Source organism: Wolbachia endosymbiont (group A) of Therophilus tumidulus (assembly GCF_964277345.1).
Classification (GTDB): Bacteria; Pseudomonadota; Alphaproteobacteria; order Rickettsiales; family Anaplasmataceae; genus Wolbachia; species Wolbachia pipientis.
This window is the reverse complement of the sequence record NZ_OZ195515.1, coordinates 1031581-1048165: the sequence shown is the minus strand read 5'-3', so window position 1 is coordinate 1048165 and position 16585 is coordinate 1031581. Positions and strand designations below refer to the sequence as shown.

Annotated in this window: 21 protein-coding genes and 3 pseudogenes; 20 read left to right on the top strand and 4 right to left on the bottom strand. The window is 36.1% G+C overall.

The window, feature by feature from the left end; translation table 11 throughout:
• The first annotated feature begins 161 nt into the window (after nucleotides 1-161).
• The 3 genes and pseudogenes from ACICQD_RS05585 to ACICQD_RS05575 all read left to right on the top strand — a co-directional run.
• Nucleotides 162-638: a hypothetical protein gene (locus ACICQD_RS05585; RefSeq protein WP_395461730.1), complete on the top strand. Its 477-nt coding sequence runs from the start codon at nucleotides 162-164 to the stop codon at nucleotides 636-638.
• A gap of 18 nt (nucleotides 639-656) precedes the next feature.
• A complete protein-coding gene (locus ACICQD_RS05580) occupies nucleotides 657-2120 on the top strand; it encodes an ankyrin repeat domain-containing protein (protein ID WP_395461729.1) in 1464 nt (487 codons plus the stop codon).
• A pseudogene (locus tag ACICQD_RS05575) lies at nucleotides 2117-3730 on the top strand (phage terminase large subunit family protein); the annotation flags it as partial. The gene ACICQD_RS05580 and the pseudogene ACICQD_RS05575, both read left to right, overlap by 4 nt.
• Nucleotides 3731-3739: 9 nt before the next feature.
• On the opposite strand, the gene ACICQD_RS05570 reads toward ACICQD_RS05575, so the two are convergent.
• Together ACICQD_RS05570 and ACICQD_RS05565 are read right to left on the bottom strand one after the other, a co-directional pair.
• The gene (locus tag ACICQD_RS05570; RefSeq protein WP_231115908.1) at nucleotides 3740-4222 is read right to left on the bottom strand and encodes an IS630 family transposase; all 483 of its coding nucleotides are present in this window, start codon (nucleotides 4220-4222) and stop codon (nucleotides 3740-3742) included.
• A 28-nt stretch (nucleotides 4223-4250) separates the two neighbouring features.
• Nucleotides 4251-4598 (bottom strand): IS630 transposase-related protein, encoded by a 348-nt coding sequence (locus ACICQD_RS05565; RefSeq protein WP_155968342.1) that lies wholly within the window; start codon nucleotides 4596-4598, stop codon nucleotides 4251-4253.
• Nucleotides 4599-4648: 50 nt separating this feature from the next.
• Between ACICQD_RS05565 and ACICQD_RS05560 the strand changes: the two are divergent.
• The 17 genes and pseudogenes from ACICQD_RS05560 to ACICQD_RS05480 form a co-directional block, all read left to right on the top strand.
• Nucleotides 4649-4873: pseudogene (locus ACICQD_RS05560) on the top strand (terminase gpA endonuclease subunit); the annotation flags it as partial.
• A complete protein-coding gene (locus ACICQD_RS05555) occupies nucleotides 4863-5087 on the top strand; it encodes a gpW family head-tail joining protein (RefSeq protein ID WP_047759508.1) in 225 nt (74 codons plus the stop codon). The pseudogene ACICQD_RS05560 and the gene ACICQD_RS05555, both read left to right, overlap by 11 nt.
• A complete protein-coding gene (locus tag ACICQD_RS05550) occupies nucleotides 5088-6500 on the top strand; it encodes a phage portal protein (RefSeq protein ID WP_395461727.1) in 1413 nt (470 codons plus the stop codon).
• Nucleotides 6501-6514: 14 nt separating this feature from the next.
• Nucleotides 6515-7594 carry a S49 family peptidase gene (locus tag ACICQD_RS05545; RefSeq protein ID WP_395461726.1) on the top strand — a complete coding sequence of 360 codons (1080 nt, stop codon included), beginning with the start codon at nucleotides 6515-6517 and terminating at the stop codon, nucleotides 7592-7594.
• A 46-nt stretch (nucleotides 7595-7640) separates the two neighbouring features.
• Nucleotides 7641-8012: a head decoration protein gene (locus ACICQD_RS05540; protein ID WP_395461725.1), complete on the top strand. Its 372-nt coding sequence runs from the start codon at nucleotides 7641-7643 to the stop codon at nucleotides 8010-8012.
• A gap of 37 nt (nucleotides 8013-8049) precedes the next feature.
• On the top strand, nucleotides 8050-9054 hold the full coding sequence (locus tag ACICQD_RS05535; protein WP_214303341.1) for a major capsid protein: 1005 nt from the start codon (nucleotides 8050-8052) through the stop codon (nucleotides 9052-9054).
• Between the two features lie 82 nt (nucleotides 9055-9136).
• On the top strand, nucleotides 9137-9442 hold the full coding sequence (locus tag ACICQD_RS05530; protein ID WP_265024147.1) for a hypothetical protein: 306 nt from the start codon (nucleotides 9137-9139) through the stop codon (nucleotides 9440-9442).
• 1 nt (nucleotide 9443) lies between these two features.
• The gene (locus ACICQD_RS05525) at nucleotides 9444-9935 is read left to right on the top strand and encodes a phage tail protein (RefSeq protein WP_395461724.1); all 492 of its coding nucleotides are present in this window, start codon (nucleotides 9444-9446) and stop codon (nucleotides 9933-9935) included.
• A gap of 9 nt (nucleotides 9936-9944) precedes the next feature.
• Nucleotides 9945-10427 carry a hypothetical protein gene (locus tag ACICQD_RS05520; protein ID WP_395461723.1) on the top strand — a complete coding sequence of 161 codons (483 nt, stop codon included), beginning with the start codon at nucleotides 9945-9947 and terminating at the stop codon, nucleotides 10425-10427.
• On the top strand, nucleotides 10414-10878 hold the full coding sequence (locus ACICQD_RS05515) for a phage baseplate assembly protein V (RefSeq protein WP_264377327.1): 465 nt from the start codon (nucleotides 10414-10416) through the stop codon (nucleotides 10876-10878). Before ACICQD_RS05520 ends, ACICQD_RS05515 begins: the two co-directional genes overlap by 14 nt.
• Before the next feature lie 62 nt (nucleotides 10879-10940).
• Nucleotides 10941-11135 (top strand): PAAR domain-containing protein, encoded by a 195-nt coding sequence (locus ACICQD_RS05510; RefSeq protein ID WP_395461722.1) that lies wholly within the window; start codon nucleotides 10941-10943, stop codon nucleotides 11133-11135.
• Nucleotides 11132-11467, top strand: coding sequence for a GPW/gp25 family protein (locus ACICQD_RS05505; protein ID WP_395461721.1), 336 nt, complete (start codon nucleotides 11132-11134; stop codon nucleotides 11465-11467). Before ACICQD_RS05510 ends, ACICQD_RS05505 begins: the two co-directional genes overlap by 4 nt.
• A 2-nt stretch (nucleotides 11468-11469) precedes the next feature.
• Nucleotides 11470-12246, top strand: coding sequence for a baseplate J/gp47 family protein (locus ACICQD_RS05500; protein WP_264686963.1), 777 nt, complete (start codon nucleotides 11470-11472; stop codon nucleotides 12244-12246).
• A complete protein-coding gene (locus ACICQD_RS05495) occupies nucleotides 12246-13406 on the top strand; it encodes a phage tail protein (RefSeq protein ID WP_264686962.1) in 1161 nt (386 codons plus the stop codon). The genes ACICQD_RS05500 and ACICQD_RS05495 overlap by 1 nt, the downstream gene beginning before the upstream one ends.
• A 184-nt stretch (nucleotides 13407-13590) precedes the next feature.
• A complete protein-coding gene (locus tag ACICQD_RS05490) occupies nucleotides 13591-14319 on the top strand; it encodes an ankyrin repeat domain-containing protein (protein WP_151807972.1) in 729 nt (242 codons plus the stop codon).
• A 33-nt stretch (nucleotides 14320-14352) separates the two neighbouring features.
• The gene (locus ACICQD_RS05485; protein WP_151807973.1) at nucleotides 14353-14814 is read left to right on the top strand and encodes an ankyrin repeat domain-containing protein; all 462 of its coding nucleotides are present in this window, start codon (nucleotides 14353-14355) and stop codon (nucleotides 14812-14814) included.
• 4 nt (nucleotides 14815-14818) lie between these two features.
• Nucleotides 14819-15208, top strand: a complete 390-nt coding sequence (locus ACICQD_RS05480) for a DUF2924 domain-containing protein (protein WP_395461720.1) — start codon at nucleotides 14819-14821, stop codon at nucleotides 15206-15208.
• Here the strand turns inward: ACICQD_RS05480 and ACICQD_RS05475 are convergent.
• Both ACICQD_RS05475 and ACICQD_RS05470 read right to left on the bottom strand, forming a co-directional pair.
• A protein-coding gene (locus ACICQD_RS05475) for an IS5 family transposase (protein ID WP_395461441.1) occupies nucleotides 15192-15958 on the bottom strand; the annotation gives its coding sequence in 2 pieces (ribosomal slippage) (nucleotides 15192-15631 and nucleotides 15631-15958; 768 coding nt in all). The genes ACICQD_RS05480 and ACICQD_RS05475 overlap by 17 nt on opposite strands.
• Before the next feature lie 62 nt (nucleotides 15959-16020).
• Nucleotides 16021-16536 (bottom strand): annotated as a pseudogene (locus tag ACICQD_RS05470) (hypothetical protein); the annotation flags it as partial.
• Nucleotides 16537-16585: the final 49 nt, after the last annotated feature.

The following is a 16585-nucleotide window of genomic DNA, read 5'->3' as shown; positions in this document are numbered from 1 at the left end:
ACTATGTAAAAAGAAAGCAGCTATAAACCGGAGTATTTTGCTTTGTGTTAGTAAAATATCTCTAAAATATTGGCAAGTATAAACAGGTAGGGAATTGCTGATACTGGCAAAACCTTTTCAGAGACTCAAGAAGAAAACTCGTAAAAAATAGGCAAAAAAAAGTGAAAATCACGCAAACAGAATGGGCAAGAGAGATAGGAGTATCAAAGCAATACGTCTGTTATTTAGTAAAAAAAGGAATAGTTAAGTTGGAGGATGGTTTGATCAATAGAGAACAAGCAAATGAAGCGGTGGCAGCAATAAGAGATCCAAGTCAGCCACTTAGGAGGAAAAATCCAGAAAACGAAAATACAAGTAACCTTTCCACGATGTTGCTAAAAACTAGAATAAAAAATGAAATGGAACGAGGTAAACTGCTTGAGGCAAAGGCAAAAGCTGAGATTGGTGAACTTGTAGCAGTAGAGGAGGTAAAAAACGAAGCATTTAATGTAGCAAGAGTTGTCCGTAATAATTTGCTTAATATTCCAAATAGAGTTTCAGCACTGCTTGCATCACTGAGTGACACTGAAAAGATTCATATGGCGCTAACCGAAGAGATTACAAACTCGCTTGAAGAATTATCTAACACTAAATTTTAAATATATTTTAAATATAAAATGTCTGCTCACTTAAGTTTAGAATTAATAAAGTGTCTCATTAATCAGCCTGGATTAGATGTTAATGTTAGAGGATTAAATGGAAAGACACCACTACATTGCGCTATAGAGTTTGATGAATTAAGCATGGTAGATCTGCTGCTTACGAAAAAGAATATTAATCCTTTTGTGGAAGATAATGATGGTAAAACATCCCTTGATTATGCCAAAGAAGGGAAAAAAGCAGAAATATTAAAAGCGCTAATTAATAATAAATACGGGTCAGAACAAGATAGCTTACTTCATTTAGCTGCAATGGTGGGTGAGGTAAATGCTGTAAGGTACCTAATAAATAGAGGCATTGATGTTAATTCGCGCAATGCAATATTTCATACACCATTACATTTGGCAGCTGGTATTGGACATGTAGAAGTTGTAAAGATTTTAGTAAGAGAAGGAAATGCTGAAATCGAGGTTTTTGATGCACGAAATCAGACACCGATGCACTATGCAGTTAACAACAAAAAATTAGAGATAGTAAAGTTATTACTGGAGCTAGGAGCAGATGTAAATAGCGCACGTGTAGGACAAAATTCAATGAAATTATCACCAGTGCATATAGCTGTAAGTAACACTAATTACGATGAAAGAGATTTGTGTCTTGATATTCTCAAATGCTTAATAAAGGAGCCTAATGCTCAAGTTAATTTACAGGATTACGAAAATAAAACACCACTACATTATGCTGAAAGACTTAAAACAATAGAGGTTTTACTAACGCGAGAAGATATAGATCCTCTGGTAAAAGACGATAGTGGCAAAACACCATTTGATTACGCTAAACCTGAGATAAAGAAGGCTTTGATAAGTAATAAATACGGTTCTGAGAAGAATAGTCTACTCCATTTAGCTTCACAAATGGGAGAAGTTGAGCTTGTAGAGTCTATTTTAAAAGAAGAAATTGATATTGATATTTCAAACAATAAAGGTCTATCACCGATTTACCTTGCTGCGGAAAAAGGGCATTTACATGTAGTAAAGTTATTGCTGAAAAAAGGAGCAAACTATACACCTGTTCTGCACTTAGCAATCAAGTCAAATAATTTAGAATTGCTAAAAACTTTATTTAAAGAAAAGAGCATCAAATTACCAGATGAGATAGGCAGATCTGTACCAATTTATTATAGGTGTATAGAGCATAGAGATGCAAAAGTAAGAAAATACAATAGTGTGATCTGTGTTTTTACCTCAGTAAGTGCAGTAGCAATGGCAGCATATATAGGTTTAACAGCAGCCACAATAAGCAGTGCGATCATTTTTGCAACAATAACAGGAGTATTTGCGCTTGTTATAGCAATAATGCTAAGTGAGATGAGCAAAAGATATATAGAAAAGGAATTTCAGAAAAAGATGTTTATGGAGGAGTGTAGTTCTACTGTTAATGATATTCAGATAGAACCAATTATGAGTAGATGCAGACAATGATATACGCCACATCTTTTTCTGAAGGTTTAAAACCAGATCCAGAGCTTAAAGTATCAGAGTGGGCAAATGAGTATCGAGTTTTAGCAGCAACTGCAGCATCAGAACCTGGTAAATGGAGAACAGAAAGAACGCCTTATTTAAAAGAGATAATGGACTCTCTATCACCATCTTCACCAATTGAAAAAGTAGTGTTTATGAAAGGGGCACAAATTGGAGGAACAGAGGCTGGAAATAATTGGATAGGCTATATTATCGATCAAACACCAGGGCCAATGCTAGTAGTACAGCCAACAGTTGAAATGGGAAAGCGTTGGTCAAAAGGAAGATTTGCGCCACTGATTGAAAGTACACCATGTTTAAAAAGTAAAGTAAAAGACCCAAGATCAAGAGATTCAGGGAATACTGTACAAAGCAAGGAATTTCCAGGTGGAATAGTAGTAATAACCGGAGCAAATAGCAGTGTAGGTCTCAGGTCCATGCCAGTAAAATATCTCTTTCTTGATGAAATAGATGCCTATCCAGGAGATTCAGGTGGTGAAGGAGATCCAGTGCTGCTCAGTATTGCTCGAACTAATACATTTGCACGACGAAAGATTTTTTTAGTATCAACACCAACGATTCATGGAATAAGCAGAATTGAGAAAGAATTTGAAGCAACAGATAAGAGATATTTTTTTGTACCATGTCCATATTGTAATTACTATCAAGTTCTAAAATGGTCACAAATAAAATGGGAAAATAACGACTCAAGAACAGCACATTATGTCTGCACTGAATGTAGCGGCAAAATAGAAAATCATCAAAAAACAGAGATGCTTGAACGTGGAGAATGGAGACCTACTAATAGAGTAAAAGGTGAGAAAAAAGGATTTCATCTTTCAAGTCTTTATAGTCCAGTAGGCTGTTATAGCTGGACTCAAGCAGTAGAAGATTTTCTTCATGCAAAAGAAAGTGAACAATTACTAAAAGTATGGATAAATACTACGCTTGGAGAAACCTGGGTAGACAAAGGAGAAGTACCAGATTGGAAGCAATTATTTAACAGGAGAGAATTTTTTCCCGTAGGCACAGTACCTAGGAGAGAAGTGGTGCTTACTGCAGGAGTAGATGTCCAAAAAGATCGTTTAGAAGTAGAAGTTGTAGCCTGGAGAAAAGGCAGAGAAAGTTGGTCAATAGACTAACGAGTATTTGAAGGAGATACAGTAGGTAGGGAAGTATGGGGAAAACTCTCTGAGCTTTTAAATCATCATTTTATTGGTAAAAATGGGCTTGAATATATGATAAGCATGATGGCGGTTGATGCTGGGTATGCGACACAAGAAGTATACAATTGGGTAAGAGGTTATCAAGGCTCTGGAAGAGTAATGGCAGTGAAAGGTGTAAATAAAGCTCTAGTACCACTTAGCAGCCCAAGTAGAGTAGATATAACAGTTGGTGGTCAAAAGCTAAAAAGAGGAATAAAGCTCTGGCCAGTGGGAGTATCGATTTTAAAGTCAGAACTTTTTCAATTACTTAATGTTTTAAAGGACGGTGAAGAAGCTCCAGCAGGATACTGTCATTTTCCCGAGTATGCGCCTGAATATTTTAAGCAGTTAACGGCAGAGCAATTATAGTATTTTCTAAAATGAATGATAAATTTCCATTATGGTATTACCAACCAAAAGTTGTAAGTCTGTATATTTATGCATTAAAGGTCTGAGGCGGCTTTTGATGGTATTCCAACAATGCTCTATAGGGTTCAAATCTGGTGAATATGTTGGTAGATAGAGCAAACGGCATCTAGCATTATCTATTAACTCCTTTGTTTTGGGAGTTTTATGGAATGTGGCATTGTCCATAACTATTGTAGTACCATGTGGCAATTTAGGTAATAACATCTTCTCTAACCATGTATTGAATACCTCTTTGTCACACCCACCTTTGAAAGTCATTGGTGCAATAAATCTCTTTCCAATCCACCCGCCTATTATACTGATTCTCTCTCGTTTTCTTCCTGGAATATCTGCATAAATTTTCTTTCCTATTGGAGCACGTCCATACTCTCGGTATAACCTATTATCAACTCCTGCTTCATCTATATATAAGATGCTGGAATGGTCTATTTTTGAGATTTTATCGGTAAATCGCTGCCTATCTTCTTGATTGCGCTCTTGATATAGTGTAACTTTTTTTTAAAGTAATTCTTAGCTGTTTCAGCCTATACCAAATTGAATTTATTCCAAATCCAAGATTTTGTTTCATCTCTGCCAGCGTATGATCTGGATTCTTTTTAACATATTCTTCGAGTATTTTTGGGTCTATTTTTCGAATAAAGCTGCCGTTTTTCGATGGCCTTAGGCTTTCACCAGCGGCTTTCTTTCTTAACCAGCGGTACAGAGTTGCTATTCCTATCTCCAAAAGCTCTGCCACCTCAACCTTTGACTTCCCTTTTTCTATCATCGATACTGCCCTTTCCCTTAAATCCACACTATACGCCATTATAACTCAAATAGCTTATTATACCTTTATCATTTACTTTGGGAAGTACTATAGTCAGCAAGGTAGTGAAAGGATACACCAAACAAGAGTGGCAGAAGGTAAGAGAAAGAAATGAAGTACTGGATTGCCGAATTTATGCGAGAGCAGCATCTATTGCGCTTGGAATTGATCGTTGGCCAGAGAGTAAATGGAATAGTTTGAGTGGAAAAATGGAAAGCAAAAAGCCTAAAAAAGTAAGACAGAGTAAGTGGCTTGGTAATCAAAATGTACAGTGAAGGATATTTAACTCAAGTTGAGAAAGCAATTCAAAAACTGCAAAGCGGAGAAAGAGTTGTCTCAATTGCATATGGTGACCATGTTGTGCGGTACGGGGAAGTTCAAATAAAGGATTTATTGGAGCTCAGGCAACGAATAAAAGCGGGGTTAAAAGTTGCAGGTATGAGGCCAAAGAGGAAAATTGTTTTTTCAACGAGTAAAGGAATTTTATAAATGCTGCTAAAAACCTTCAAGCAATTGTTTAACAAACCAAAAATCAAAAGTTCTGCTTGGGATGCAGCAGGCTCAGGAAGAAAATTTTTTCACTTTCAACCAGAGTTAGGAAGTATAAACAATTTGCTGTCTCAAAACCTTGAAACTTTACGTAGTCGATCACGTGACATGGTGAGAAAAAATCCATATGCAGCAAATATAATTGATACGATAGTAAGTAACTCTATTGGAACAGGAATAAAACCACAATCAAAAGCAAGAGATGGAGAATTTCGAAAGAAGGTGCAAGAATTATGGCTAAAATGGACAGATGAAGCAGATAGCTGTGGAATAAGTGATTTTTATGGATTACAAGCTCTAGTATGCAGAAGTATGATAGAGGGAGGAGAATGTTTTGTACGCCTCCGACATCGTAAACTCGAAGATGGATTTTCTGTACCATTGCAACTTCAAGTATTGGAATCAGAGCATTTGGACAATAAGAGCAATCAAACACTAGCCAATGGTAATGTAATAAGAAACGGGATTGAGTTTAACAGGCTTGGGCAAAGAGAGGCATATTACTTATTTAGAGAACATCCAGGAGAAGGCTCATTTGGAGAATCAGTGAGAGTACCAGCAAATGATGTTTTACATATTTATAGACCTTTAAGACCTGGGCAAATTAGAGGAGAGCCTTGGCTTTCTAATATACTGCTGAAGCTCTATGAACTTGATCAATATGATGATGCAGAATTAGTCAGAAAAAAGACAGCAGCGATGTTTGCAGGGTTTATTACAAGGCTCGATCCTGAAGCAAATATCATGGGAGAAGGTGAAGCAAGTGAGCAAGGAGTAGCACTATCTGGCCTAGAACCTGGAACAATGCAGCTTTTAGACCCAGGAGAAGACATCAAATTTTCGGAACCATCTGATGTTGGGGGAAGCTATGAAGCATTCATGAGACAGCAACTCAGGGCAATAGCAATAGGCATAGGAATAACATATGAGCAGCTAACAGGAGATTTAACCGGTGTTAATTATTCATCCATTCGAGCAGGGCTGATAGAGTTTCGCAGAAGGTGTTCAATGTTGCAGCATAACGTGATAGTGTTCCAGTTTTGTAGACCTATTTGGAATAGATGGCTAGAGTTAGCAGTACTTTGTGGAGAACTCTGTATAGATGAAAAAGTAGTAAAAGCAGCGAAAGAAGAAGTAAAATGGATACCACAGGGATTTGATTGGGTGGATCCACTGAAAGACCAGCAAGCACAGCAAATGGCAGTAAGGAATGGATTTAAGAGTCGATCGGAAGTAGTATCAGAAATGGGTTACGATGTAGAAGAAATTGACCAAGAAATAGCAGAAGATCAAAAGCGTGCTGATTCTCTCAACCTTTTCTTTGATTCTGATGTCAGGACACAAACAAAATAAGTCTCGTTTACTTTATGGAAATTTTACAAACCAACTGGCTATGTAGGCCGATGATGATAGAGCAAAAAAGCTTTGACCTGTTGTCACTATATAACGGAAAACAACCTATCTTGAAAAATATAAAACATGCAGTAAATCAGAATATAGAAAAAACAGCAGTAATAGCAATACATGGAATTTTGACCAAAAAACCAGGGGCTTTTGACGATTTTCTGGGAATGACATCATATGAGAAAATTCAAGAAGAAATAGAAGAAGCATTATCAAACAAAGATATAGAAACTATTCTGCTTGATATAGATAGCCCAGGAGGAGAGGTAAACGGTATATTTGACCTAGCTGACTTTATTTATGAATCAAGAGCAAAAAAGAGGATAATAGCGATAGCAAATGATGATGCATACTCTGCTGCATATGCTATAGCCTCTAGCGCTGAGAAGGTATTTGTGAGCAGAACTTCTGGTGTTGGCAGTATAGGAGTAATAGCAAGTCATATAGATCAAAGTGGGTTTGATGAAAAACAGGGAATAAAATATACCACAGTATTTGCAGGAAGTAGAAAAAATGATTTAAATCCACATGAGCCAATGACGTCTGAAAGTCTGGAAAGCTTACAAAAAGAAGTAGACCGACTATATGAAATGTTTGTGCAGCTAATAGCGAGGAACAGAGGTCTTTCAATTGAAAAGATTCGATCAACAGAGGCAGGGCTATATTTTGGGGAGAAAGCAGTAGAAATAGGCCTTGCAGACGGAATGACAATTCTTTCATCTATTAATAAAAACAGGAGTATTACTATGAATGAACAAACTACAACTGACCTAGAAACTGATAATTTAACTAATAAAATCAAAAATGACAGTTATCATGCTGAAGTTCTTGAATTAATACGTTTATGCAACTTATCACGAATGCCAGAGAAAATAGGAGAATTTATAGAGCAGAATGTTAGCAGCAAACAAGCACAAGAAATATTAATGTCGATACTTGCAGAACGAACAATGAAGACTGAAATTTTAAGCACATTACCACAGAATTCGTCAGAAGATTTAATGATGCAGGTAGCAAGAAGTCGTGCACAATCTGGCATTTAGAATATTCGTAGTATAACAAAAGTAAAAAATAAAGGGGAAAAGCAGAATGAGTACTATAACAGAACAAAATAACCTTGGGGATCTTCTGAAATACGAAGTTTCAAATCTATATTCAAGAGACCAAATAACAGTAGCTAAAGGTCAAAATCTTAAGCTTGGTGCAGTAGTTGCCAAAAAGACGGAAGATGGTTTTATTAGAGTCCTTAATCCCACTGGAACAGACGGCACACAAACAGCAATAGGTGCAATAGTAAGTGATGTAAATGCGACAGAAAATGCCAAAGCAGTAATTATTACTCGTGGTGCAATACTAGCAGATCATGCAGTTGTGTGGCCAGCAAATATCACTGAAGAACAGAAAGCTGAAGCAATAAAGCAACTTGAAGGACGAGGGATCATTATCCGCAAGGGAGCTTAAAAAAACTATTAAAAATACAAAAGGGGGAAAAGAAAAAATGCAAAATCCATTTACAAATACAGCATTTAGCATGACGGCACTAACAAATGCGATGAATATATTGCCGATAAATTATGGACGAGTTGAAAATCTAAATTTGTTTCCAAGTAGGTCAGTAAGATTTAGACATATTACAATAGAAGAACATAATGGAGTTTTAAGTCTACTACCAACGCAAGTACCAGGGGCACCAGCAACAGTAGGAAAACGTGGTAAAAGAAAGGTAAGGACATTTACCATTCCTCATATTCCTCATGATGATGTGGTGTTACCAGAAGAAGTGCAAGGAATAAGGGCATTTGGATCAGAGAGTGAACTGAAAGCGCTGGCAGATGTAATAACTGACCATTTGCAGCTAATGAGAAATAAACATGCAATAACGTTGGAGCATTTGCGTATGGGAGCGCTGAAAGGAATAATTTTAGATGCTGATGGGTCAGAATTATTAAATCTGTACAACGAATTTAAAATAACACCAAAAGTAGTAAATTTTGCCCTTGGAACAGCAACAACAGATGTAAAACGTAAGTGTCTGGAAGTATTGCGGCATATTGAAGACAACTTAAGTGGTGAATATATGACCGGGATTCATGCTTTAGTAAGCCCTGAGTTTTTTGATGCACTTACTTCTCATACTAAAGTAAAAGAAGCATATGAAAGATGGCAAGAAGGAGCAGCGCTTCGGAATGATATGAGGTCAGGGTTTACGTTCTGTGGAATCACATTTGAGGAATATAGAGGGCAAGCAACTGATCCTGAAGGAACCGTGAGAAGATTTATAGAAAGAGATACAGGGCACTGTTTTCCAGTAGGAACAGCAAGTACATTTACAACATATTTTGCACCAGCAGACTTTAATGAGACAGTAAATACCCTTGGACAGCCACTATATGCAAAACAAGAGCCAAGGAGGTTTGATAGAGGAACTGATTTACATACACAGTCAAATCCTCTACCAGTGTGCCACAGACCAGGAACATTAGTAAAAGTCGTTGCAGCATAACAATACTGGTAGAGTAACTACAAGTTGGTGAGGCACAAGAGGACTCTACTAGTATATACCTTATTAGCATACTTATGAAAGAATGCAAGAGAATATTAAGAGATTACTAAAAGATTGTTTTGCCCATTTAGGAGAAGTGGCTTTGTATAAATCAAAGGATAAGTCATACATGGTACAAGTATTAAAGCAACAGCCAGATAAATTATACGAGATTGGTGAAGGACAATTTGTGGGAGAGATGCTTTTTCTTGAGGTAAGCATTTTTGATATACTGAGGCCAATTGTAGGAGATATTTTTGTTATAGGTGATTGCAAATACAAAATACACACACCACCACTTAGAGATAAATCTGGAATGGTCTGGCGAATCGAAGCGTATGGGGTGTAAAATGTCTGTTCATATAGAAGTTGAGGTAATAGAAAATGTAAATGCTAAAAGAAGAAAAGTAGAATTAGCAACGGTAAAGGCATTAAACAAAACGGCACTATGGTTAAAAGCGCAAGCAGCTAAGGAAATCAGTGAAGAAAAGCAGATAAAATTAAGTTTGATAAGAAAGAGATTAAGAATTTTTAAGGCGAAAACTAGCAGATTAGAAGTGTTAATTAGAGCAAATCTCTATGACATTAGAGCATCGACAATTGGCAAAATACAAAAAACAAGAAGAGGATCGAAAGTAGGAAAGCATGAGTTTATAGGAGGATTTGCAGCAGTTATGCCAAAAGGAAATAGCGGTATGTTTAAACGTGAAGGAAGAGCAGCATTGCCAATAAAGGAAGTTAAGTTGCCACTAGAACCTGAGGCTTCAAGGATAATAGGGAATCTTGTTAATTATGAAGTTGAAAAGGTATTTGAAAAATATTTTATACATTACATGAGTTAAATTATATGCATGACAAAGTTCTGGCAAGATTTACATCAAGAAATTTGCACTAAGTTAAAGGAAGAAATATCAGCAATACAGACATGTGAAATTTATCCAGCAATAAGAAAAGAATTAGTAGCACCGGCAGTATTTGTGGAACTTAGCAGCTTTGAAAAAGGACATGATCCTGGAACAGAAGAATTAGCCTTGAAAGCCAGGTTTGAAGCAAGGATTGTAGTTGATGGAACAGTCGAGGATTCCTCGTTAGTTGTCAGGTCATTAGCAACAGAAGTAGCAAGAGTAGTAAATAAAAATACTTGGAATGTGAAAAATGTTTCACCAGGAGAATTTATCTCTGCAGAAGTTGACGGATTTAGGCCAGAGTTAGATGCGTATTTAGTGTGGTTGATTGAGTGGGTGCATACAATACACGTAGGTCGATCTATTTGGGAAGAAGGAAAATTTAAGCCACATACAATAAACGTAGGAAATATAAATGTTGGATCATAGTTTTGCGATTTCAGAGCTAAATAGGAAGCTAGCAAACGTTGTTCGTATAGGAATTGTAAAAGAAATAGATTATGAAAAAGCAAAAGTAAGAGTGAAAATAGGCGAATTTTTAACAGATTATTTACCGTGGATAACAAATAAAGCAGGAAAAGATAGAGATTGGTCTCCACCAGATATCGGTGAACAGGTTATGATATTTTCTCCTCTTGGCGAATTATCGTTAGGAGTGGTGTTAGGAGGGATATACCAGGAAAAATACCCTGCATCAGAGAATAAAAAAGAGGTGAGTAGCTTAACATTTCAAGATGGAACAAAGTTGTCATACGATAAAGATAAACATCATTTAGAGATTGAAGTAGTAGATAAAATAACACTGAAAGCTGGAGAATCGAGTATAGAAATGACAAAAGAAAGAATAAAACTTAAGGGAAGGAGAATAGATCTAAACTAGCATATGGTAAAGCAATCGTTTGTGTAGGGGATAATTGTACAGGAATACCGGTTCATGTTTGTATGAGTGGAAGTGAAGACGTATTTGTAAATAGTAGATCTGTGTGTCGTAGGGGTGATATCTTGACTATAGGGGAGACACTAACGCAAGGGTCAAACAGCGTATTTGTGAACGGTATGGAAGTAACAAGAACAGGAGACTTGGTATCGTGTAGTTTTAAAGTGATAGGTGTTAGCAAAAATGTATTTGCAGAATGAGAGGCATGAATGCTAGCACGGGAAAGGAATTGGAAGGAATAGAACATTTAAAACAATCAATTACTGATATTTTAACCACTCCTATTGGATCACGTATTATGAGAAGAGAGTATGGTTCTCGATTATTTGAATTAGTAGATAAGCCAATAAATAGAGATTTAACTTTGGAAATCTATGCAGCAACAGCAGAAGCTCTACAAAAGTGGGAGGAAAGATTTAAGCTAGAAAAAGTAAAAATGACAGAGGTGAAAGAAGGAAAAGTAACGCTTGACCTAGAAGGATTATACTTACCAAGCGGGAAAAACATTCATTTTGAAGGAATTGTAGTGTAAAGATGCAGCAGCCAAATATTATCGAACCACTGAACTTTGAGGAGATATTTTCCAGAATGAAGGAAGAGTTAGTAAAGCGAGATGAAAGTTTTACAGCATTAGTTGAAAGTGATCCAGCGATAAAGATTTTAGAAGTAGTAGCATGGCGAGAACTTTTACTCAGACAAAGGATAAACGAAGCTGTAAAGGGTAATTTACTTAAATTTGCAGTAGGAGAAGATCTTGATAACTTAGCTGAATTTTATGGAGTAGAGAGGCAAAAAGAAGAAGAGGATGAAAGATTTAGAAAGAGGATAAAAGCAAAAATAGCAGGTTGGTCAACAGGAGGAAATTATAGGTATCACGCACTGTCAGCAGATAGTAGAGTAAAAGACGCATTAGTAGAATCACCTATACCAGGAAAAGTACAAATTTCAATCTTATTAACAGAATTATCCACACTGCCAGAAGAGCTACTTGAAATTATAAGAAAGCAGGTTACTAGAGATGATATAAGAGTTTTAACAGATACAGTAACAGTAATTGGTTGCAATATTACGGAAATAGATATTCACAGCAGAATGAGCATAAGTCCTGTAATATCAGAGGAAGAAATCAAGAAGCAGTTTATTAAGAAGTTTGAATTAGCAAAAAGATTAGGGTGGAGTGTAACAAGATCTTGGATAATAGCGAATCTATTTGTAGATGGTGTAGAAAATGTGGAATTAATAGAGCCAAAAGAGGATGTTGTGGTGCTAGGTAACGAGTGTGCAAATTTGCGAAATTTAAAGATTGAGTAATGCTATTACCCCCAAACGCAACAAAGCAAGAGCAAGCACTGGTTGATGCAACAGATTATAAGGTTGATCCGAGCTGTATCAGAGGATTTAAGTTTAGTCTTAAAGAAGAAACATTGCCTTGGATAATAGAAGAATATGGTTTAGAAGAAATACTGCGCTGGGTAAAAGATAGAAGAAAAGCCATAGTAGAAGGAGTAAAATTTCAAAGACTGAGAGGAACTCCAGCATCACTCAAAATAGCGCTCAAATGGGCAAATATAGAAGATATTACAATTATTGAGGAGCCACCTGGTAAACATTTTTTCGAGTTGCAAATAGGAATAAGAGATGTTCCAAATGACTTTTTTGTAGATGCAGTAGTAGAGCTGACAAAACTATCATTACCTGCAAGATCCAGATTGATGAGAATTTTTAACGATTATTATAATGCGCAGAGATTTATATTGGATGAGAGTTTATTTGGAGATCTTCTTTCTGACTATTCAGGTAGAAAGGTTGAAAAAGATGGGCCAGTGTTATCGTTTGGAAGAGTAAATTTCTTCAGGTTTAGTGTTACGTCAATTAAGGTTATAGAGAGTTATCTACGCAACCATTATGAACAAACATTTAGTAATGACATATATCGATTAGATGTAGCAGTACTTGGAGAGACAGAAACTCATACAAAGGATTACAAAGGCATCTATGAAAGGAGTCATCAGTGGTACAATTTAAAAGCACTATATCCATTACCACAAAGTTTATTACCAGAAATAAAGTTTGCTAAGGCACAAATAGTATTATCGGACAGTTGGAACTTAGGAGAAATAAATGCGTGTTTTCCGGTTGGTAGCATAGAAGAAGAAGGAAATAAATTTGTATTGGGAAACGATAAACTTTCAGGGCAACGTTGGAATTTAAAACACAAACCAATTTTAGAAAGGTTTAGCGTTACCCATAATTATAAAGTAGAAAATTATACTGATCAAAAGATCACAAAATATGTTTTAGCAGAACACAATGTTTACTATAAAAACGATTTAGATACAGAGCAAAAAGACTCAATACACGAATTAGAAAAGCACATTTTAGTGTTTTATTCAGGAGTACTGAAGTGGCACGAACATCGACATTTGCACAGAAGTTGGGAAAATAGTCAAGCAATATGTATAATAAATTAAATACTTATATTTAGATCCTCATATATTATATTAATAATAGGTTAAAGTATATGAAATAAAAAGAAAAGGACTTGCTTTCTCATGCTAAAAAGGACATGACTTGAATAGTAGCAAGTAAACAAAAGAAATTTACTTTGCACTAGAGAGAGCCGAATTAGGCTGATGTTTTTATAGTGGGGTAAGTATGAAGTTTAGCAAAGAAAAGAGAGAATCTTTTAGTAAGTTCTTGAAGGAAGTATCAAGCAACGGATTTAAGAATATTAATAAAAGAAATAAAGAAGGAGAGACGATATTACACCAAGCAGTAGAAATCTCGAATTACAAAACAGTAAGGTTATTAATAAAAAAAGGGGCAGAGGTAAATGCAAGAGATAAAAATGGTTATACACCACTGCACTGTGCAGTATTCGCAAAAAGTTTAGAAAATGTAAAAGTGCTGCTAAGGGAAGGAGCGGAAGTAAATGCTACTCAATATGTTAGTGGATGTACGCCATTGCACTCTGCATGCAAAATAGGAGGAGCAGGAGTTGAAATAATAAAAGAGCTAGTAAAAGCAGGGGCTGAAGTTAATCAACTGAATAAATATGGTGCAACACCAATGTACTATATCTGGGAAAGTGAAAAGTATCGTCTATGTGATAGCACAGAGAGTGAAAAGGCGAGTAAATTTCTGAGAGAAAAAGGAGGAATAACAAAAAGTAGAAAACTGACGTGCTATGGAATAGAGGGGCTAGTGGGAGAAATAGCAGATATGTTGGATAGGAGCTATTTACCTGAGTTCAAAATAATAGAGATAGAAGAAATAAGGAAGAAAGATAAGTCACTAATAAAGGAAGAGTGTAAAAATTTAGCGAGCAAGATAATGAGCCAAGTGAACGAAATGATAGATGAGGTGGTGAGAAAGAAGGCTTAGGGGTTTAAATTTAAAGAAAAGGTGAGGTAAATTATGAGTAAAAAAGAAAAAGAGAAGTCACTATTAGAGAACTCATGTAAAAATATTTATGAAAGAGACGAAAAGGGAAGAACGGCTCTACATTATGCGATAGACGCAAAAACAGTGAGGTTATTAGTTGAAAAAGGAGCGAATGTGAATGCAGCAGATGTAAGAGGACATACAGCACTGCATCTAGCGGTAACGGAGAAACGCCTAGAAACCGTGAGAGAATTAGTAAAATCAGGAGCAAATGTAAATGCGGAAGAATATGGAAGTAAATGCACTCCATTGCACCTTGCATGTATGGTGGGGAAAGTGGAAATAGTAGAAGAGTTAGTGGAAGCAGGAGCTGAAATAGAGCAAGCAGATAAATTTGGAATGACAGCGATGGATTATGCAAAAAATAGTGAAGAAATAGCCAAGGTATTAAAGAAAGAAACAGACAGAATTGAAAAGCTATTTATGAAGGGCTAAAAATATGGAGAAAGAAATAGAAAAGAAAGTAATGAATTTAGATAGAAAACCTTTGGATGAGCTGAGAGAAATATGGAAGAAGGTATATGGAGAAGAAGCGCCTAGATACTCAAAGAAATATCTGATACCAAGATTGGCTTATAGAATGCAGGAAAAAGCGTATGGAGAAATGTCAAGAAAAGGGTCAAAAAGACTAGAGTATCTGGCAGATCGACTAGAGAAGGGAAAAAGAATAAGTAGCGATAAATTACCAGTAGAAGGGACAGAATTAATACTAGAGAGAGGTGAAGAGACGCATGCGGTAATGGTAACAGATAAGGGTTTAATCTACAGAGAAGAGTTTTACACGTCATTGTCAGAACCTGTCTTGAAAGGAACTAAGCAGCTAATTTAGCAAGCATAATAGTAATCATATTAAAGGAGATATTAGTTTTTGAAGTAAGAGGAGAATGCTCATAATCCTTGCTCATACGTCTAAAATTGGAAAGCCAAGCAAAAGTTCTTTCAACAATCCACCGTTTAGGAATAACTTGAAATCCTACAGCATCAGCTGCTTTTTTAGTAATCGTCAATAAACATCCTGTTTTCAATAAACAGTAATTTTGCAATTTACCAATATATCCCTGATCAGCGAGAAACCTTTGTAGCGTTGGAGCTTTTCGTTTAGCTTGAGTAAAAAGATTTAGAGCACCATCACGATCTTGAATGCCTGCACTATGAACATCAGCTGTAATAATTAGGCCTATTGTATCCACAATGATGTGACGTTTTCTACCCTTTATTTTCTTGCCAGCATCATATCCTCTGGATCCCCTTTTTGAGTGGTTTTCACTGATTGACTATCAATTATTCCTACCGAAGGTATTTCATTTTTGCCAACCATTTTTCTTACCTTTTTTACTAACATATCGTGTATTTCTTCCAATTTGCCACTATTACGCCACCTGAGAAAATAATCATACACCGTTTTCCATGGCGGAAAATCTTTTGGCAGCATTCTCCACTGGCAACCACCTTTCATTATATATCTTATTGCATTAATAATTGTTCTAATATTGTGCTTTCTTGGCCGTCCTACTGCACCTTGTGCAACACTTGGCTCCAAAATTTCCCATTCTTTGTCACTTATATCACTTGGATACATTTTTACCTACTATTTTTTACTTATCTCATCATATTCTCTTTCTCATTTCTTTTCAAGACAGGCTCTAACACAACAGAGCTACCATCTGATACATCAACGTAATTTCTTACACCTCCTTCCTCCCTTCTGATCTCAACTGCATTATTACCCATTTTTAAAATATTACTCCCTAACTCTCTCAGTATTTTTGCGACCTCTACCTTGCTATCTTCAGAGAATTCCATAAAAAGCATTTTATTATCTATCTCGATATCTATTAATTCTCCTTCCTGAACAGCACTTTCGCCAGCTTTCTCTAGTTCGTCTAGTTGCTTATCTATCTGTGGCTGAACTTCTGGCTGTAGCTCATTATAGATTTCACCTATTAGTTTATTCTGCAATAAAGTATCATGAAACTCTGCGCCGCTTAGCATTAATTTACGTATTAGCTTTTTACGATCAGCCTTATCAAATTTATGAAAATGTGTACCCAATACTACATACTCTGCAATGCTCCATTCCCCATCGTTATATGCATTTATCCTTGCTCCAAAGGCTAGTACTTGGTCTATAGTTTTGTGCAATTCATTAGACTTCTTTCGAAACTAGGATAAAGCAGTAAAAATAGTAATTTTGAGGTAAGGAGAA